This is a genomic window from Mycolicibacterium cosmeticum (genome assembly GCF_000613185.1).
Taxonomy (GTDB): domain Bacteria; phylum Actinomycetota; class Actinomycetes; order Mycobacteriales; family Mycobacteriaceae; genus Mycobacterium; species Mycobacterium cosmeticum.
In genome coordinates, this window is sequence record NZ_CCBB010000001.1 from 1300896 (window position 1) to 1318357 (window position 17462).

The following is a 17462-nucleotide window of genomic DNA, read 5'->3' on the forward strand; positions in this document are numbered from 1 at the left end:
CACGCGATCGCGACACAACCTCGATCAAATCGGAACCCGGGTGGAGTTAATCAACTACAAAGCGTCATACTTGCACCTGTGACGAGCGCTGTAGGGACTTCCGGAACCGCGATCACGTCTCGCGTACATTCGCTGAACAGGCCGAATATGGTCAGTGTCGGCACCATCGTGTGGCTTTCCAGTGAACTGATGTTCTTCGCTGGGCTGTTCGCGATGTACTTCACCGCGCGAGCCCAAGCACACGGCGTCTGGCCGCCGCCCCCCACGGAGCTCAACCTGTGGCTGGCCGTGCCGGTGACCGCCGTGCTGATCGCCTCGTCGTTCACCTGCCAGATGGGCGTGTTCGCCGCGGAGCGCGGTGACGTCTTCGGCCTGCGCCGGTGGTACGTCATCACCTTCTTGATGGGCGCGTTCTTCGTCGGCGGCCAGGGCTACGAGTACATCCACCTCGTCGAGCACGGCACCACCATCCCCGGCAGCGCCTATGGTTCGGTCTTCTACCTGGCGACCGGCTTCCACGGGTTGCACGTCATCGGCGGTCTCGTCGCCTTCGTCTTCCTGCTCGCGCGTACCCGCATGAGCAAGTTCACGCCGGCCCAGGCCACCGCAGCGATCGTCGTCTCCTATTACTGGCACTTCGTCGACATCGTGTGGATCGCCCTGTTCGCCGTCATCTACTTTGTCCGATGATCGGCTCGCCGATGCGTCCGTTCAGTCCGGTGATCCAGTCGATGAGAAGGGGTTCGATGACCACCAAGTCTCGCCGTCGGTTGCACCGGCGCCTGTCAGCGGCGGTGCTGCTGCTGATCGGGCTCGGTGCCGCGGGCGCCGTCGCGGCCACGCTGACGCCCACCCCCCAGGTGGCGGTCGCCGACGAGTCGTCCTCGGCGCTGCTGCGCACCGGCAAGCAGCTGTTCGACACCTCGTGTGTCAGCTGCCACGGCGCCAACCTGCAGGGTGTGCCGGACCGCGGCCCGAGCCTCATCGGCGCGGGCGAGGCGGCCGTCTACTTCCAGGTGTCCACCGGACGCATGCCGGCGATGCGCGGCGAGGCCCAAGCCCCGCGCAAGGATCCGGTGTTCGACGAGCACCAGATCGACGCGCTCGGCGCCTACGTGCAGGCCAACGGCGGCGGCCCCGTCGTCCCGCGAGATGCCAACGGCCACATCGCCGATGAGTCACTGCTGTCCGGCGACGTGGCCCGCGGTGGCGACCTGTTCCGGCTGAACTGCGCGTCCTGCCACAACTTCACCGGCAAGGGCGGCGCGCTGTCCTCCGGTAAGTACGCGCCCGATCTCGGTGAGGCGTCCAAGGTGCCCGCGCAGGTGTACACCGCCATGCTCACCGGCCCGCAGAACATGCCGAAGTTCTCCGACCGTCAGCTCTCCCCGCAGGAGAAGGTCGACATCGTCAGCTACGTGCGGGAAGCGGCGGCCACCCCCAGCCCCGGCGGCTACGGCCTGGGCGGGTTCGGCCCGGCGCCTGAGGGTATGGCTGCCTGGATCATCGGGATGGTGGCCGCGATCGGTATCGCGATGTGGATCGGAGCACGTGCATGAGCGGTGACATCAAGGGCACCGATACCCCCGGGCAGACCGGCGTCCCCGGCCAGCCCACCGACGCCGAACTGGCGACCATGTCGCGCGAGGAACTGCTCGAACTCGGCGGCAAGCTCGACGGTGTCGAGATCGTCTACAAGGAGCCGCGCTGGCCCATCGAGGGCACCAAGGCCGAGAAGCGGGCCTCGCGCACCGTCTCGTACTGGCTGCTGCTCGGCGGGTTCGCCGGTCTGGCGCTGCTGCTGATCTTCCTGTTCTGGCCCTGGGAGTACAAGCCCTACGGGGCCGAGGGTGAGTGGATCTACTCGCTGGCCACCCCGCTGTACGGTCTGACGTTCGGCCTGTCGATCCTGGCCATCGGCGTCGGCGCGGTGCTGTACCAGAAGAAGTTCATCCCCGAGGAGATCTCCATCCAGGACCGCCACGACGGCCGGTCCCCGGAGTTGCACCGCAAGACCATCGCGGCCCAGCTGGGTGACGCGCTGGACTCCTCGACGATCAAGCGGCGCAAGCTGATCGGGCTGTCGCTGGGTATCGGCCTCGGCGCCTTCGGGCTCGGCACGCTGGTCGCCTTCCTCGGTGGTCTGATCAAGAACCCGTGGAAGCCGGTGGTGCAGACCGCCGAAGGCAAGAAGGCCGTGCTGTGGACCTCGGGCTGGACGCCCCGGTTCCAGGGCGAGACCATCTACCTGGCCCGCGCGACCGGCCTGCCGGGCGAGTCGCCGTTCGTCAAGATGCGCCCGGAGGACATCGACGCCGGCGGTATGGAGACGGTGTTCCCGTGGCGCGAGTCCGACGGCGACGGCACCACGGTGGAATCGCACGAGAAGCTCGGCGAGATCGCCCTGGGCGTGCGCAACCCGGTGATGCTCATCCGCATCAAGCCCAACGACATGCACCGGGTGGTCAAGCGTCAGGGCCAGGAGAGCTTCAACTTCGGTGAGCTGTTCGCGTTCACCAAGGTGTGCTCGCACCTGGGTTGCCCCTCGTCGCTGTACGAGCAGCAGACCTACCGCATCCTGTGCCCGTGCCACCAGTCGCAGTTCGACGCGCTGCACTTCGCGCGCCCGATCTTCGGCCCGGCCGCACGTGCGCTGGCGCAGCTGCCGATCACCATCGACAAAGACGGCTACCTGGTCGCCAACGGCGACTTCATCGAACCTGTCGGACCGGCATTCTGGGAGCGCAAATCATGAGCCCTGACCTTGCCAAGCTCGCCGCCCACCAAGGCGACGCGATTGACTCTCGGTTCCACCCGTCGGCGGCGGCCCGCCGCCAGCTGAACAAGGTGTTCCCCACCCACTGGTCGTTCCTGCTGGGTGAGATCGCGCTGTACAGCTTCATCGTGCTGCTGATCACCGGCGTGTACCTGACGCTGTTCTTCGACCCGTCGATGGCCGAGGTTACCTACAACGGCGTGTACCAGCCGCTGCGCGGTGTGCAGATGTCGCGGGCCTACGAATCGGCGCTGGAGATCAGCTTCGAGGTGCGCGGCGGCCTGTTCGTCCGCCAGATCCACCACTGGGCGGCGCTGCTGTTCGCGGCGTCGATCATGGTGCACCTGGCGCGCATCTTCTTCACCGGTGCGTTCCGCCGCCCGCGCGAAGCCAACTGGGTCATCGGCTCGCTGCTGCTGATCCTGGCGATGTTCGAGGGCTACTTCGGCTACTCGCTGCCCGACGACCTGCTGTCCGGCATCGGCCTGCGCGCCGCGCTGAGCTCGATCACCCTGGGCATCCCCGTCATCGGCACCTGGATGCACTGGGCCCTGTTCGGCGGCGACTTCCCGGGACACATCATCATCCCGCGCATGTACGCGCTGCACATCCTGTTGATCCCGGCGATCATCCTGGCGCTGATCGCGGCGCACATGATGATCCTGTGGTTCCAGAAGCACACCCAGTTCCCCGGCCCCGGCCGCACCGAGAACAACGTCGTGGGCGTGCGCGTCATGCCGGTGTTCGCGGTGAAGTCCGGCGCGTTCTTCGCCATCATCACCGGCATCCTGGGCCTGATGGGTGGTCTGCTGCAGATCAACCCGATCTGGCAGCTGGGTCCCTACAAGCCCTCACAGGTGTCCGCCGGTAGCCAGCCCGACTTCTACATGATGTGGACCGAAGGCCTGGCGCGCATCTGGCCGCCATGGGAGTTCTACCCGTTCGGCCACACCATCCCCGCCGCATTCGGCGTCGCGGTGATCATGGGTCTGGTCTTCGGGTTGCTCATCGCGTGGCCGTTCCTGGAGAAGAAGTTCACCGGGGACGACGCCCACCACAACCTGCTGCAGCGTCCGCGTGACGCACCGGTCCGCACGGCCATCGGAGCGATGGCGGTCTCGTTCTACATGCTGCTCACGCTGGCGGCCATGAACGACATCATCGCGCTGAAGTTCCACATCTCGCTGAACGCGACGACGTGGATCGGCCGCATCGGCATGGTGGTGCTGCCCGCGATCGTCTACTACATCGCGTACCGCTGGGCGATCAGCCTGCAGCGCAGCGACCGGGCGGTGCTGGAGCACGGTATCGAGACGGGCATCATCAAGCGGCTGCCGCAGGGTGCCTACATCGAGCTGCACCAGCCGCTCGGCCCGGTGGACGAGCACGGCCACCCGATTCCGCTGGAATACCAGGGCGCGGCCCTGCCCAAGCGGATGAACAAGCTGGGCTCCGGCGGTGCACCCGGTACCGGTAGCTTCCTGAAGCCCGATCCGATCGAGCAGCACGAGGCGCTGACCGAGGCGGCCCACGCCGCCGAGCACAGGGCCCTGACGGCCCTGCGGGAGCGTCAGGACACCAACGGTTCCAACGGGCACCACTAGTTCGAATCGGAAGGGCCCGCACAGCGAAAGCTGTGCGGGCCCTTTCGTTTTGGCCGGTCCCCTCCCCTCCCCCGCGCGCCCCGGCACCGAGGTTCAGACGAGTGTGGGCCCTGTGCCCGCCAAGACTCGAAAAGGCGTGCACAGGGCCCACGCTCGGGTGCGGGCGTGGCCACTTGCCCGGCTCCGCCGGACCAGACGAATGTGGGTGCTATGCACGTCGAGACACGAGAAAGCGTGCACAGGGCCCACACTCACCAAGCGACCGTAGGCCGTAGCGCGAGCGGTGACCAGAAGGGGCGCGCTGCTAGACGCTCGCAGGCCCGGTGACGGCGTGCAGCTCACGCAGGTAGAACCACGGGATCGCGGCCATCCCGACCGTGATCAGGCCCGCGACGATGTACGCCGCCCACGCTGCGGTGTCGCTGCCGGTGGCCATCAGATAGGTGCCGATACCGACGGCCAGCACCCCGGCACCCACCGCACAGCCGATGCCGGTGGTGCATCGCACGTACACGTCGTCGACGATCGCGGGCAGCGCCGGACGCCGTCCCTCGGTGGTGGCCGACACCGTGCCGGCACGACGCCGGCCAGCCGGCCGGGCGGCGATGGCGGCGATGTCGTCGGCGGCCGAGCCGCTGCTGCCGGCCACCCCGCGCAGGGGCCGTTGGTTGCTGTCCCGGCGGGCCCGGATGAGCAACGGGATGGCGGCGGCGATGACGGCGGCCGACACCCCGATCACGGTGTAGAGCACCCACGGCGTGTCAGAGCCGGACAGCTCGGCGCGCACCGAACCGCGCCCGTTGCTCAAGTCGACCAGCGCGACGGTGGCCGCCACCCCGGCGCCGAGCGCGAGCAGCCAGACCCCGGCGCAGACGCCCAGCAGGACGCGGTCCAGGTTCTCCGGGCCGGACAATCGTCTCTCGTCGCGCATCAGCAGCTCGTCTGGGCGGCGTTGCCGGTGTTGGAGGACAACACCGTGCCGTCACTGGTCGTGATGGAACAGTTCAGCCGGCTCACCAGGAACAGGCTGGAGGCTTGCACCGACCCGACCTCGGACTGCGAGATCGGCGTGACGGTCAGCGACCACGGGATGTACACGTTGCGCTGGGTGCGGCTGCGGCCGGACGCGTCGATATAGGTGACGGTGATGATGTCACCGGGCGCCTTGGTGCCGGTCACCGAGTAGGTCACCTGACGCGGACCGGCGGGCGCGGTGCTCGTCGGGGGCGGCGGTGGTGCCGTCGTGGTGGCGGGTGGCGGCGCCTCGGTGGTCGCCGGCGGTGGTGGCGGCGGAGGCTCCTGCGTCACCGTGACCGTCTCCGGCGGCGGTGGTGGCGGCGCCTCGGTGGTCGGGGGCGGCGGCTCAGGGCTCGGTGGCGGGGGCGGCGGTGTGGTGGTGGTGATCTCGTCCTGCACCGGTGGCGCCGACGTGGTGGTGCTCGTCGCCGGGGTGGCCAGATTGGTGTTGTCGGTGCGGGTCACCAGAACCGCGACGGAGGCGACCAGCGCGACGGCCGCGATGATGGCGACGACGCCGACCACCCAGGGCCAGCGCGGCGGGGCGTCGGCGGTGTCGTCGACCGCGGGATCGTAGCTGTCGTAGTCGTAGAGCGCCGGATCCGGCGGAACATACGGTGCGCTGACGAACTGTTCGGACTCCGGTGCGGAATATGCCCGCGAATGGATCTCCGTCTCACCGGTGCTCGGTGCCGGCTCGTCGCCCGCACCGGGTTTGTCCGGTCCTGAAGGCCCGCTCATCTCCAACTAACCCTCGGCCTATCCGTCTCGAATGCTGCCTCGGCAACACTACCCAACCAGGTGCGCGAGTGGATCAGGCGACGCGGCACGTCAGAGAACTGACGCATGGTTGTGACCTGGGCGGGATCAGTGCTTCTCGGGGCCGATGTAGTACTCGAACACCAGGCCGCCGGCGGTGAACAGCACGAAGCAGATACCGGCGACGATCAGCCACGGCAACCACAGCGCGGCACCGACGGCCGCCGTCGAGAAGGACAGCGCGATCAGCACGGGCCACCAGCTGTGCGGGCTGAAGAAGCCCAGTTCGCCGGCGCCGTCACTGATCTCGGCGTCCTCGTAGTCCTCGGGCCGGGTGTCCAGGCGCCGGGCGACGAACCGGAAGAAGGTACCGGTGATCAGGGTCAGCCCGGTGGTCAGCACCAGCGCCACCGTGCCCGCCCACTCGATGCCGCCGGTGGCGAACAACGCGGTGAGCACGCCGTACACCACCGCGGCCAGGGCGAAGAAGGCCGTCAGGAACTCGAACAACCGCGCTTCGATATGCATGAGTGGTCCTTACTTGCTCGCCTGGACGGGCGGCACGCCGACCTGCTCGCCGCGCCGGGTGTCGAACGGATGAGTGGTGACCGCCACCGGATCCTGGTTGATCGCCTGCAGCGCTTCGGCATTGGTCTTGCCGGCGATGCGCTGCTGGAGGTAAGCCTTGAAGTCGTTGGGCTCCACGACGCGCACCTCGAAGTTCATCATCGAGTGGTACGTGCCGCACATCTCGGTGCACCGGCCGACGAACGCGCCGGTCTCCTGGATCTCACTGACCTGGAAGACGTTGTCGGAATTGTTGGCCTTCGGGTCCGGCATCACGTCGCGCTTGAACAGGAACTCCGGCACCCAGAACCCGTGGATCACGTCGGCCGAGGCGATCTGGAATTCGATGCGCTTGCCCTTGGGCAGCACCAGGACCGGGATCTCGGTGGACGTGCCGAGGGTCTCCACCTTGTCGAAGTTCAGGTAGGTCCGGTCCTCGGGGTTGAGACCGCGGATGGCGCCGACGCGCTCCTCACCGTGCTCGTCCACGCCCTCGGGCTTGGACGTCATGGCGGCCTTCTTCTCGGGGTCCGCGCCGTCGTAGCTGAACGTGCCGTCGCCGAAGGCGATCTTCTGGTAACCGAACTTCCAGTTCCACTGGAAGGCGGTGACGTCGATGACGACCTCGGGGTTGGGGTCCTTGTGCAGCATGCGCTCCTGGACCACGACGGTGAAGTAGAACAGCACCGAGATGATCAGGAACGGCACCACGGTCAGCACGAGTTCCAGCGGCATGTTGTAGCCGAACTGACGCGGCAGCTCGGTGTCGGTGGCCTTCTTCCGGTGGAAGGCGCTGGCCCAGAAGATGAGGGCCCACACGATGGCGCCGACGACGAACGAGGCGATCACCGACCACACCCACAGATCGCGGTTGAGCTTGCCCTCTGGCGTGATTCCGGTGGGCCAGCCGAGGCCGAACACCTCCTGCCAACTGCACCCACTGAGCAGGACCGTCAGCCCGCCCAAGACCAGTGACAACGCCACCAACTTGTACCCGCGAGCGGTCACGTTGGCGCCTCCTATAGAAGTCGGTGGACCGCCGTGCGGTCGGTCGGCTCTGTATGTACTACGCAGCGTAGACCACCGGTGTGCGAACCCGCGAAGCGACCTGCCAACTCGGGCTTGACCCAGGTTGTTCGGCATACTGGCCCGGTGTGCGGACTGCTGGCCTACCTGACTGACCCGTCCGTCGAGATCTCCCCGGCACTGGTCGACGCGGTGTCCGGAGCCTCGCATCTGATGCGCCATCGAGGTCCCGACGAACCGGGCACCTGGTCCGACGACGACGTGGTGCTCGGCTTCAACCGGTTGTCGATCATCGACATCGCCCACAGTCACCAACCGCTGCGCTGGGGACCCGAGGACGCCCCCCAGCGCTACGCGCTGGTGTTCAACGGCGAGATCTACAACTACCTGGAGTTGCGCGCGGCATTGCGCGACGAGTTCGGTGCGGTGTTCCACACCGAGGGCGACGGTGAGGCGATCGTCGCCGGATTCCACTACTGGGGCACCGAGGTGCTGTCCCGGCTGCGCGGCATGTTCGCCTTCGCGCTGTGGGATACCCAGACCCGCGAGTTGATCTGCGCGCGCGACCCGTTCGGCATCAAACCGCTGTACCTGGCCAGCGGCCCGGGTGGCACCGTGCTGGGCAGCGAGAAGAAGTGCCTGGTGGAGCTGGCGCCGACGGCGGGTCTGGACCTGGACATCGACGAGCGCGCCGTGCAGCACTACACGGTGCTGCAGTACGTGCCCGAGCCCGAGACGTTGCAGCGCGGCGTGCGCCGGCTGGAATCGGGCAGCTACGCCCGGATCCGCCCGGGTTCGGCGCCGGAGATCACCCGGTATTTCGTCCCCCGGTTCGCCGCGGTGCCGTTCGTCCCGAACGAGGAGCAGGCCCGCTACGACGAGATCACCGCCGTGCTGGAGGATTCGGTCGCCAAGCACATGCGCGCCGACGTCACCGTCGGGGCGTTCCTGTCCGGCGGTATCGATTCGACGGCGATTGCCGCGCTGGCCATGCGGCACAACCCGCGGCTGATCACCTTCACCACCGGGTTCGAACGGGAGGGCTTCTCCGAGGTCGATGTGGCCGTCGCATCCGCCGAAGCCATCGGTGCGCGGCACGTGACCAAGGTGGTCAGCCAGGAGGAGTTCGTCGCCGCGCTGCCCGAGATCGTCTGGTATCTCGACGAACCGGTGGCCGACCCGGCGCTGGTGCCGCTGTTCTTCATCGCCCGCGAGGCCCGCAAACACGTCAAGGTGGTGCTGTCCGGCGAGGGTGCCGACGAACTGTTCGGCGGCTACACGATCTACCGGGAGCCGTTGTCGCTCAAGCCTTTCGACTATCTGCCCCGGCCGGTGCGGCGCTCGCTGGGCAAGGCCGCCAAACCGCTGCCGGAAGGCATGCGCGGCAAGAGCCTGCTGCACCGCGGGTCACTCACGCTGGAAGAGCGGTACTACGGCAACGCCCGCAGCTTCTCCGACGACCAGTTGCGTGCGGTGCTGCCCAAGTTCAACCCCGGCTGGACGCACACCGACGTCACCGCGCCGTTTTATGCCGCCTCGCAGGGCGCCGATCCGGTGGCACGCATGCAGCACATCGACCTGTTCACCTGGTTGCGCGGCGACATCCTGGTCAAGGCCGACAAGATGACCATGGCCAATTCACTGGAGCTGCGGGTGCCGTTCCTGGACCCCGAGGTGTTCGCGGTGGCGTCCCGGCTGCCGTACGAGCAGAAGATCACCCGCACCACCACCAAGTACGCGTTGCGTCGCGCGCTGGAACCGATCGTGCCCGCGCACGTGCTGCACCGCGCGAAGCTGGGCTTCCCGGTGCCGATCCGGCACTGGCTGCGGGCCGGTGAACTGCTGGACTGGGCGTACGCGACGGTGGCCGCCTCGCAGACCGGCGAGCTGATCGACCTGGCCGCGGTGCGCACCATGCTCGACCAGCACCGGGCCGGCGAGGCCGATCACAGCCGCCGGTTGTGGACGGTGCTGATCTTCATGCTCTGGCACGCCATCTTCGTGGAGGGCAGCGTGACACCGCAGATCGCCGAGCCGACCTACCCGGTCCAGCTCTAGCCGGAGGCGCTGATCGCCGCGCCGATCTCGGCGGCCGCGTCGGCACCGTAGGCATCGCCGAGGCGCACCAGCGCGGTCTCGCGGTCCCACGTCCACTCCTGCGGACCCGTGGCCTCCAGCACCAGCACCGCCACCAGCGAGGCCAGCTGAGCGGACCGCTCCAGGCTCAGCCCGGCGGAGCGGCCGGTGAGGAATCCGGCGCGGAACGCGTCGCCGATGCCGGTCGGGTCGGCCTGGTGGGTCTCGGGAACGACGTCGACGTGCACGAAGGTGCCGTCGGAGGACACCAGGTCCACCCCCTTGGCGCCCAGCGTGGTGACCCGCAGGCCGATCTGGCCCATCACCTGGGCTTCGCTCAGGCCGGACTTCTGCAGCAGCAGGTCCCACTCGTAGTCGTTGGTGAACAGGTAGGTGGCGCCGTCGATGAGGCGGCGGATCTCCTCCCCGTTCAGCCGGGCCAGCTGTTGACTCGGGTCGGCGGCGAACGCCAAGCCCAGGCTGCGGCACTCCTGCGTGTGGGCGAACATGGCGTCCGGGTCGTTGGCGCCGACGATCACGAGTTCCGGTGTGCCCGTTCGGGTTACGACGTCGGCCAGCTTGATGTTGCGCGCCTCGGACATGGCACCGGGGTAGAACGAGGCGATCTGGGCCATGTCCTCATCGGTGGTGCAGACGAACCGGGCGGTGTAGGCCTGCTCGGAAATCAGCACGTTGTCACAGTTGACGCCGTGGTCGGTGAGCCACCGCCGGTAGTCGGTGAAGTCCGAGCCGGCCGCGCCGACCAGGGCCGCCTTACCGCCGAGCACCCCGATAGCGAAAGCCATGTTGCCGGCCACCCCACCGCGGTGGATCACCAGATCGTCGACCAGGAAGCTCAGCGACACCTTCTGCAGGTGCTCGGGCAGCAGCTGCTCGGAGAACTTGCCCGGAAACTTCATCAGATGGTCGGTCGCAATGGAACCGGTCACCGCAATGGTCACGAGTCGCCCTTCATTTTCATTAATGAATCTAAGTAGCGTACGGGTGTGCGCCAGGGGCATATCCGTCCCGGTGCGCTAGCCTGCCTGAAAGTCCACCGGCCAGTCCAAGCCTAGACACCGAAACGTAGCCGATGTCCTATCCGCCTCCGGGCCCACCGCAACAATTTCCCCCGCACCAGGTCTCTGCCGCGTACCCGGGGATGCTTCCGCCACCGGTGCAGTATCCCAAGCGCAGGCGCTGGCCGCTGGTCGCGGCGATCGCAGCCGTCGTCTTGGTGATCGCCGCGGTGGCGGGGATCGTGCTGGTCGCCGACCGCGACGAGGTCCGGCAGTCGATCACCGCGGCGACCGCGAAGCCGGCCATCCAGCAGTTTCTCGATGCGCTGGCCGACGGCGACGAACAGACCATCGCCCGGCACACCCTGTGCGGGCTCTACGACGCGGTGAAAAACCGTGATGCCGACCTGGCGCTGGCCGATATGAGCGGCGACGCGTTCCGCAAGCAGTACAAGCGCGTCGAGGTGACGTCGATCGACAAGATCGTCTACCTGTCACCCAACCAGGCGCAGGTGCTGTTCAGCATGAAGGGGACACCCGCCACGTCCGGGCGGATGCCCTCTTCCTCGTCCGGGGATGGCGAGCGCCAGGCCGTGGCTCAGGTGCTCGCGCAGGACAACCAGGTGCTGGTCTGCAGCTACGTGCAGCGCACCGATCAGATCAGTTGAACGAGTCGCCGCAGGCGCAGGAGCCGGTGGCGTTCGGGTTGTCGATGGTGAAACCCTGCTTCTCGATGGTGTCGACGAAGTCGATGGTGGCGCCCTGCACGTAGGGAGCGCTCATCCGGTCGACGGTCAGCGCCACGCCACCGAAATCGGCGGTCAGATCACCGTCGAGGGTGCGGTCGTCGAAGAACAGGTTGTAACGCAGGCCGGCGCAACCCCCCGGCTGGACGGCGATGCGCAACGCCAGGTCATCGCGACCCTCCTGGTCGAGCAGCGCCTTGGCCTTGGCGGCGGCCGATTCGGTCAGCACCACACCGTGGGTTTCGGTGGTGGTGTCGTCCTGAACAGTCATTGCTTCTCCTGAGTACTGGGCACGCAATCGCGATGTAATCAACGGTACCTTGTCCGGGCGCTATTCCCGACTCTCACGGCCAACCCCGGGCGGTGCGCTCGGCCAATCCGGTCAGCTGGTTGGCGGCATCGTCGATGGCGCGTTGCACGGACCCGGCGTACTCGGTGATCGAATGGGCCGCGGTGATACCCGCCGCGGCCAGCGCGTGGGGCCCAAGCGTCACCTGACCCGCCAGCACCAGTACCGGTGTGCCGCGGTGCCGGGCACCCGCGGCCAGGGCGCTGACCACCTTGCCGTGCAGCGACTGGTCGTCGAACCTGCCCTCGCCGGTGATGACGAGGTCGGCGGCGGCGATATCGTCGGCCAGGTGGGTGTGCTCGGCGATGACGGCGGCCCCGGACTCGCGGCGGCCGCCCAGCGCCAGCAGGGCCGCGCCGATGCCGCCGGCCGCGCCGGCTCCCGGTCGATCGGCGATCCCGGGGCCGAGTTCGGCCGCCCAGTCGGTGAGCCGGCGTTCCAGCACCTGCACCGTCTCCGGGTCGGCGCCCTTCTGCGGGCCGAACACCGCCGCCGCACCCATCGGCCCCAACAGCGGGTGCTCGACATCACTGGCGGCGATCAGGTCGACCCCGGCCAGCCGCTCGCGTGCGGACGCCAAGCTCGACCGATGGTCACCGCTCGCGAGCGCCTCGACGAGCCCCCGCCCGCCGTCGGTACAGCTGCTGCCGCCCAGCCCGACGGCGATCCGCCGGGCCCCGGCGTCCAGCGCCGCGGCGATCAGCTCGCCGACTCCCCCGCTGTGCGCCGCCAGCGCCGTCTGCACGGTCGGTGGTCCGCCCAGCAGGGTCAGCCCACAGGCCTGCGCGCATTCCAGATAGGCGGTCTCGCCGTCGAGCACCCAGTGCGCCGTCACCGCCTCGTCCAGCGGCCCACTGACCCGGGTGGTCTGCAAGGCACCCAGCCTGCTGGCCAGCACCTCCACGAAGCCCGGACCGCCGTCGGACTGGGGCGCCAGGGTGACGGTGTCGCCGGCGCGCGCACGGCCCCAGCCCGTCGCGATGGCCTCGGCGGCCTGCACCGCGGTCAGGCTGTCACCGAAACAGTCCGGGGCCACCAGCACATGCATCCGGCCAGCGTAGGGCGTGCGATCCGGAGCCGCATTCCAAGGAATTCCGCAGCGGAAGTACCCTGTGGGCGTGAATCTGCTGGGCCGTAAGAAGGACAATCCGCAACCCGAGGACGCCGACGCCTCGGCGCCCGCATCGGCGACTGCCGCCGGTGACACCGGACTGACCGCCCCCAAGGGCCGGCCCACCCCCAAACGCAGCGAGGCCTCCCGCAAGCGCGGGCCCGTCGCGCCCGCTCCGCTGACCACCGCCGAGGCCCGCAAGCGGCGCAAGGAACTGGCCGCGTCCAAGCCCAAGCTCAGCAGGGAGGAACGCAAGGCCGAGAAGGTGGCCCGGCGGGCCGCCATGACCGAGCGCCGCGAGCGGATGATGGCCGGTGACGACGCCTACCTGCTGCCCCGCGACAAGGGCCCGGTGCGCCGGTACGCCCGCGACATCGTGGACTCCCGCCGCAACCTGCTCGGCCTGTTCATGCCGGTGGCGCTGGCCCTGGTGCTCATCACGCTGGCGGTGCCCGCGGTCGAGGTGCAGCGCTGGGTGTCCTACGGGATGCCGGTGCTGCTGGTGGTGATGGCCATCGACGGTGTGCTGGTGGGCCGCCGGGTGAACCGCATGGTCGACGCGAAGTTCCCGTCGAACACCGAGAGCGGTTTCAAGCTCGGCTTCTACGCCGCCAGCCGCGCCTCGCAGCTGCGCCGGATGCGCGCGCCGCGACCGATGGTCAACCGCGGCGACGACGTCTGACACGCGTGCGGGTACTGGTCCTCGGGGGGATCCGTTCGGGCAAATCGCAGTGGGCCGAGGCCGGTATCGCCGCAGGCATGGGCACCGCCCCGGTCCGCTACCTGGCCACCGGCCGCACCGACACCGGTGACCCGGACTGGACCCGGCGCGTCGACACCCACCGCAGCCGCCGGCCCGCCCACTGGTCCACCGTCGAAACCGCCGATGTGGCAGCCGCTTTGCGCGCCGACACCCGCACCGCCACGCTGGTCGACGACATCGGCGGCTGGTTGACCGCGACGATGGACCGGCGCCACGCCTGGACCGGCGGGTCGGTGCACGCCGACGTCGACGAACTCTGCGCAGCGGTCACAGGATTCGATGGGAAGCTGACGCTGGTGAGCCCCGAGGTGGGGCTCACCGTGGTGCCCGCGACCGCGGGCGGCCGGCTGTTCGCCGATGAACTGGGCACGCTGAACCAGCGGTTGGCGGCGCGGTGCGACCGAGTCGTGCTGGTGGTCGCGGGCCAGCCTCTAGTGGTGAAGGAGACGATCAGGTGACCGCTTTCCCCGGGATCGTCGCACCCGACGCGGACGCGCTGCGGGCGGCGCAGGCCCGGCAGAACACGCTGACCAAACCGCCGGGCGCGCTGGGCCGGCTGGAGGACCTGTCGGTGTGGGTGGCGTCGTGTCAGGGTGTCTGCCCGCCACGGCAGTTCGAGCGCGCCCGGATCGTGGTGTTCGCCGGTGACCACGGGGTGACCGCGTCCGGGGTGTCGGCTTTCCCGCCGGAAGTCACCCCGCAGATGGTGGCCAACTTCGCGGCCGGCGGCGCGGCCATCAACGTCATCGGCGACGCGGCGGGGGCATCGGTGCGCGTCGCGGACATCGCCGTGGACGCCGAACCGCTGAGCGCGGCGATCGGCGCGCACAAGGTGCGCCGTGGCAGCGGCAACATCGCGGTCGAGGACGCGCTGAGCGCCGAGGACACCGCGGCGGCCATCCAGGCCGGCCGCACCATCGCCGACGAGGAGGTCGACGGCGGCGCCGATCTGCTGATCGCCGGTGATATGGGCATCGGAAACACCACCGCGGCAACCACTTTGATTGCCGCGGTGACGCGGTCGGAGCCAGTTGTGGTGGCCGGCCGCGGCACCGGCATCGACGACGCCGGCTGGGCCCGCAAAGTGTCGGCCATTCGTGATGCGCTCTACCGGGCCCGTGGCGTCACCGCCGATCCCGAGGCGTTGCTGCGGGTGTGCGGCGGCGCCGATCTCGCCGCGATGGCCGGGTTCCTGGCCCAGGCCGCGGTGCGGCGCACCCCGGTGCTGCTGGACGGTGTGGTGGTCACCGCGGCGGCGCTGATCGCCGACCTGCTGGCCCCCGGCGCGCGGGCGTGGTGGCAGGCCGGGCACCGCTCCACCGAACCGGCGCACACGCTGGCCCTGGACCATCTGGGCCTGGCGCCGATCGTCGATCTGGGCATGCGGCTGGGCGAAGGCACCGGCGCGGCGGTGGCCCTGCCGATCGTGCGCGCCGCGGTCGCGACGCTGGCGTCGATGGCCACCTTCGACGAAGCTCAAGTATCCGGCGCGTGATCCGTTCGCTCGCTTCGGCTTTCGCATTCGGCACGGTGCTGCCGCTGCGGGTGAGTCACCCGTTCGGCCGGGGCGCGCTGACCGCGCTGCCGGTGGTCGGCGCCGCACTGGGCGGGCTGGCGGCCCTGACCGTGTGGGGCGCGTCGCAGTGTTACGGCGCCGGGGCGCTGCCCGGGGTGCTCGCGGTGGCCGTGCTGCTGCTGGGCACCCGCGGCCTGCATATCGACGGGCTGTCGGACACCGTCGACGGATTGGGGTGTTACGGCCCGCCCGAGCGTGCGCTGGCCGTGATGCGCGGCGGCACCGCGGGCCCGTTCGGGGTGGCGGCCGTGGTTGTGGCAATCGTGGTGCAGGGCTTGACTTTCGGCATGGCCGGCGGTGGCGCCGTGGTGATCGCGGTGACGGCCGGGCGGGTGGCCATCGTGATGACCTGCCGGCGCGGGGTGCCCGCCGCACAGGGCAGCACGCTGGGTGCGCTGGTGGCCGGTTCGCAGCCGCGGTGGGTGGTGGCGGCCTGGGCGCTGGTGCTGGCCGCGGCCGCGGTGCCGGCCACCCCGCTGCCGTGGTTGGGCCCGATCGTGGTGCTGGCCGCGCTGGCCCTCACCGCGGCGCTGGTGGCCCACTGCGTGCGGCGGTTCGGCGGCATCACCGGTGACGTGCTGGGCGCGGCGTGCGAACTGACCACCACGCTGGTCGCGCTGGGCCTCGCGGCGGCGTGAGTACAGTTGGAATGGTGATTGCGCTGGGTGACCAATTCGCCCGCACGCTGCCGGAACTGTCCATCGCCTGGCAGGCCCAAGCCCCCGACGCCCCGGCACTGCTGGTGCTCAACGAACCGCTGGCCGCCGAGCTGGGCCTGGATCCCGAGTGGCTGCGCAGTGCCGCTGGACTCGGGTTCCTGACCGGCACCACGCTGCCCGACGGCGCCGTGCCGGTGGCCCAGGCCTACGCCGGTCATCAGTTCGGCGGTCTGGTCCCCCGACTGGGTGACGGCCGGGCGCTGCTGCTCGGTGAACTGCCCGATGGCCGCGACCTGCACCTCAAGGGTTCCGGACGGACCCCGTTCGCCCGTGGCGGTGACGGCCTGGCCGCGGTCGGACCGATGCTGCGCGAGTATGTGATCAGTGAGGCGATGCACGCCCTGGGCATCCCCACCACCCGCGCGCTGGCGGTGGTGGCCACCGGGACGACCGTGCACCGGGAGACCCCGCAACCCGGCGCGGTGCTGGCCCGGGTGGCCGGCAGTCATCTGCGGGTCGGCAGTTTCCAGTACGCGGCGCTGACCGGTGACGGTGAGCTGGTGCGTCGGCTGGCCGACTACGCCATCGCCCGCCACCACCCGCAGGCGGCCGCCGCCGCCAACCCCTATCTGGCGCTGCTGGAGGCGGTGATCGCCGCGCAGGCGGCGCTGATCGCGCGGTGGATGGCCGTCGGGTTCATCCACGGCGTGATGAACACCGACAACATGACCATCTCCGGCGAGACCATCGACTACGGGCCCTGCGCGTTCATGGAGGCCTACGACCCGGTGACGGTGTTCAGCTCGATCGACAGCTGGGGCCGCTATGCCTACGGCAACCAGCCGGCGGTGGCCGCCTGGAATCTGGCCCGGTTCGCCGAGACGCTGCTACCGCTGATCGACGCCGACACCGACCGCGCGATCGCCACGGCCACCGACACACTGGGCACCTTCAAGGACAGCTACGAGCGCGAGTTCGACGCCCGGATGAGCGCCAAACTCGGTGTCGGGCAAGCAGATCCGCAACTCATCGCCGATCTGTTGGCCCTGCTGCAGCAGCACCGCCCGGATTTCACCTCCTTCTTCCGCGGCTTGAGCCGCGGCACGGTCCCGGATGGGTTCGCCGACTGGGCCGGCCGGTGGCGGGAACTGGACCCGGACACCGCGGCGATGGACCGGGTCAACCCCGTCTACATCCCGCGTAATCACCTGGTCGAGGAGGCGCTGGCCGCGGCCACCGCCGGCGATCCCGGGCCGGTGCGCGACCTGGTCGCCGCCGTGCGGGAGCCGTTCACCGAGCGCCCCGGCCTGGCCCGCTACGCCGAGCCGGCCCCGGCCGAGTTCGCCGCCGACTATCGAACGTTCTGCGGCACCTGACCACCCGTCGTGCGGAACCGGCGGTACCGCATAATGCA

At 69.3% G+C, this 17462-nt stretch carries 18 protein-coding genes; 11 read left to right on the forward strand and 7 right to left on the reverse strand.

Translation table 11 applies throughout. The annotated features are described in order from the left end of the window. Positions 1–78 precede the first annotated feature (78 nt). From ctaE to qcrB, 4 genes are read left to right on the forward strand one after another with little or no spacing between them, the layout of a single operon-like run. Positions 79–690, forward strand: a complete 612-nt coding sequence (gene ctaE / locus BN977_RS06195) for an aa3-type cytochrome oxidase subunit III (protein ID WP_081664496.1) — start codon at positions 79–81, stop codon at positions 688–690. A gap of 56 nt (positions 691–746) precedes the next feature. Beyond that, entirely contained in the window at positions 747–1559 is an 813-nt protein-coding gene (gene qcrC / locus BN977_RS06200; RefSeq protein ID WP_024454303.1) for a cytochrome bc1 complex diheme cytochrome c subunit, read from the forward strand. After that, positions 1556–2755 carry a cytochrome bc1 complex Rieske iron-sulfur subunit gene (gene qcrA, locus BN977_RS06205; RefSeq protein ID WP_036396730.1) on the forward strand — a complete coding sequence of 400 codons (1200 nt, stop codon included), beginning with the start codon at positions 1556–1558 and terminating at the stop codon, positions 2753–2755. The genes qcrC and qcrA overlap by 4 nt, the downstream gene beginning before the upstream one ends. Beyond that, complete coding sequence (qcrB, locus tag BN977_RS06210; RefSeq protein ID WP_024454301.1) at positions 2752–4380, forward strand: cytochrome bc1 complex cytochrome b subunit; 1629 nt, start codon at positions 2752–2754, stop codon at positions 4378–4380. Before qcrA ends, qcrB begins: the two co-directional genes overlap by 4 nt. A 304-nt stretch (positions 4381–4684) precedes the next feature. On the opposite strand, the gene BN977_RS06215 is transcribed toward qcrB, so the two are convergent. The 4 genes from BN977_RS06215 to ctaC form a co-directional block, all read right to left on the reverse strand. Further along, a complete protein-coding gene (locus tag BN977_RS06215; protein WP_051561103.1) occupies positions 4685–5311 on the reverse strand; it encodes a DUF2561 family protein in 627 nt (208 codons plus the stop codon). Beyond that, complete coding sequence (locus tag BN977_RS06220; RefSeq protein ID WP_036396732.1) at positions 5311–6138, reverse strand: MmpS family transport accessory protein; 828 nt, start codon at positions 6136–6138, stop codon at positions 5311–5313. Before BN977_RS06220 ends, BN977_RS06215 begins: the two co-directional genes overlap by 1 nt. A gap of 126 nt (positions 6139–6264) precedes the next feature. Then, positions 6265–6684 (reverse strand): cytochrome c oxidase subunit 4, encoded by a 420-nt coding sequence (locus BN977_RS06225; protein ID WP_024454298.1) that lies wholly within the window; start codon positions 6682–6684, stop codon positions 6265–6267. Positions 6685–6693: 9 nt separating this feature from the next. Beyond that, the gene (ctaC, locus tag BN977_RS06230; RefSeq protein WP_407661190.1) at positions 6694–7797 is read right to left on the reverse strand and encodes an aa3-type cytochrome oxidase subunit II; all 1104 of its coding nucleotides are present in this window, start codon (positions 7795–7797) and stop codon (positions 6694–6696) included. 78 nt (positions 7798–7875) lie between these two features. Here ctaC and asnB point away from each other — a divergent pair, with 78 nt between their 5' ends. Next, on the forward strand, positions 7876–9807 hold the full coding sequence (asnB, locus tag BN977_RS06235; protein WP_024454296.1) for an asparagine synthase (glutamine-hydrolyzing): 1932 nt from the start codon (positions 7876–7878) through the stop codon (positions 9805–9807). On the opposite strand, the gene BN977_RS06240 is transcribed toward asnB, so the two are convergent. Continuing rightward, complete coding sequence (locus BN977_RS06240) at positions 9804–10787, reverse strand: carbohydrate kinase family protein (protein WP_036396733.1); 984 nt, start codon at positions 10785–10787, stop codon at positions 9804–9806. The two genes, asnB and BN977_RS06240, sit on opposite strands and share 4 nt — an antisense overlap. A gap of 131 nt (positions 10788–10918) precedes the next feature. Here BN977_RS06240 and BN977_RS06245 point away from each other — a divergent pair, with 131 nt between their 5' ends. Next, on the forward strand, positions 10919–11512 hold the full coding sequence (locus BN977_RS06245) for an Rv0361 family membrane protein (protein ID WP_036396734.1): 594 nt from the start codon (positions 10919–10921) through the stop codon (positions 11510–11512). Here the strand turns inward: BN977_RS06245 and BN977_RS06250 are convergent. After that, on the reverse strand, positions 11505–11861 hold the full coding sequence (locus BN977_RS06250) for a HesB/IscA family protein (RefSeq protein WP_036396735.1): 357 nt from the start codon (positions 11859–11861) through the stop codon (positions 11505–11507). The genes BN977_RS06245 and BN977_RS06250 overlap by 8 nt on opposite strands. Positions 11862–11934: 73 nt before the next feature. Next, positions 11935–12987: a glycerate kinase family protein gene (locus tag BN977_RS06255; protein ID WP_036396737.1), complete on the reverse strand. Its 1053-nt coding sequence runs from the start codon at positions 12985–12987 to the stop codon at positions 11935–11937. A 70-nt stretch (positions 12988–13057) separates the two neighbouring features. On the opposite strand from BN977_RS06255, the gene BN977_RS06260 reads away from it, so the two are divergent. The 5 genes from BN977_RS06260 to BN977_RS06280 are packed head-to-tail and all read left to right on the forward strand — an operon-like array spanning position 13058 to position 17424. Continuing rightward, positions 13058–13732 (forward strand): DUF3043 domain-containing protein, encoded by a 675-nt coding sequence (locus BN977_RS06260; RefSeq protein WP_036398541.1) that lies wholly within the window; start codon positions 13058–13060, stop codon positions 13730–13732. Between the two features lie 5 nt (positions 13733–13737). Beyond that, positions 13738–14271, forward strand: coding sequence for a bifunctional adenosylcobinamide kinase/adenosylcobinamide-phosphate guanylyltransferase (locus tag BN977_RS06265; protein WP_036396738.1), 534 nt, complete (start codon positions 13738–13740; stop codon positions 14269–14271). Next, on the forward strand, positions 14268–15308 hold the full coding sequence (cobT, locus tag BN977_RS06270) for a nicotinate-nucleotide--dimethylbenzimidazole phosphoribosyltransferase (protein ID WP_036396739.1): 1041 nt from the start codon (positions 14268–14270) through the stop codon (positions 15306–15308). Before BN977_RS06265 ends, cobT begins: the two co-directional genes overlap by 4 nt. After that, positions 15305–16027, forward strand: a complete 723-nt coding sequence (locus BN977_RS06275; protein ID WP_036396740.1) for an adenosylcobinamide-GDP ribazoletransferase — start codon at positions 15305–15307, stop codon at positions 16025–16027. The genes cobT and BN977_RS06275 overlap by 4 nt, the downstream gene beginning before the upstream one ends. Positions 16028–16038: 11 nt before the next feature. After that, complete coding sequence (locus BN977_RS06280; RefSeq protein ID WP_036396741.1) at positions 16039–17424, forward strand: protein adenylyltransferase SelO; 1386 nt, start codon at positions 16039–16041, stop codon at positions 17422–17424. The last annotated feature ends 38 nt before the right edge of the window (positions 17425–17462 follow it).

What these genes read in the sequence shown, in the direction of transcription:
- qcrA (WP_036396730.1), top strand. Translation starts at nt 1,556, where the DNA reads ATGAGCGGTGACATCAAGGGCACCGATACCCCCGGGCAGACCGGCGTC.
- BN977_RS06215 (WP_051561103.1), bottom strand. Translation starts at nt 5,311, where the DNA reads ATGCGCGACGAGAGACGATTGTCCGGCCCGGAGAACCTGGACCGCGTC.
- BN977_RS06245 (WP_036396734.1), top strand. Translation starts at nt 10,919, where the DNA reads ATGTCCTATCCGCCTCCGGGCCCACCGCAACAATTTCCCCCGCACCAG.
- BN977_RS06255 (WP_036396737.1), bottom strand. Translation starts at nt 12,987, where the DNA reads ATGCATGTGCTGGTGGCCCCGGACTGTTTCGGTGACAGCCTGACCGCG.
- BN977_RS06280 (WP_036396741.1), top strand. Translation starts at nt 16,039, where the DNA reads ATGGTGATTGCGCTGGGTGACCAATTCGCCCGCACGCTGCCGGAACTG.
- BN977_RS06250 (WP_036396735.1), bottom strand. Translation starts at nt 11,861, where the DNA reads ATGACTGTTCAGGACGACACCACCACCGAAACCCACGGTGTGGTGCTG.
- BN977_RS06220 (WP_036396732.1), bottom strand. Translation starts at nt 6,138, where the DNA reads ATGAGCGGGCCTTCAGGACCGGACAAACCCGGTGCGGGCGACGAGCCG.
- qcrC (WP_024454303.1), top strand. Translation starts at nt 747, where the DNA reads ATGACCACCAAGTCTCGCCGTCGGTTGCACCGGCGCCTGTCAGCGGCG.
- qcrB (WP_024454301.1), top strand. Translation starts at nt 2,752, where the DNA reads ATGAGCCCTGACCTTGCCAAGCTCGCCGCCCACCAAGGCGACGCGATT.
- BN977_RS06225 (WP_024454298.1), bottom strand. Translation starts at nt 6,684, where the DNA reads ATGCATATCGAAGCGCGGTTGTTCGAGTTCCTGACGGCCTTCTTCGCC.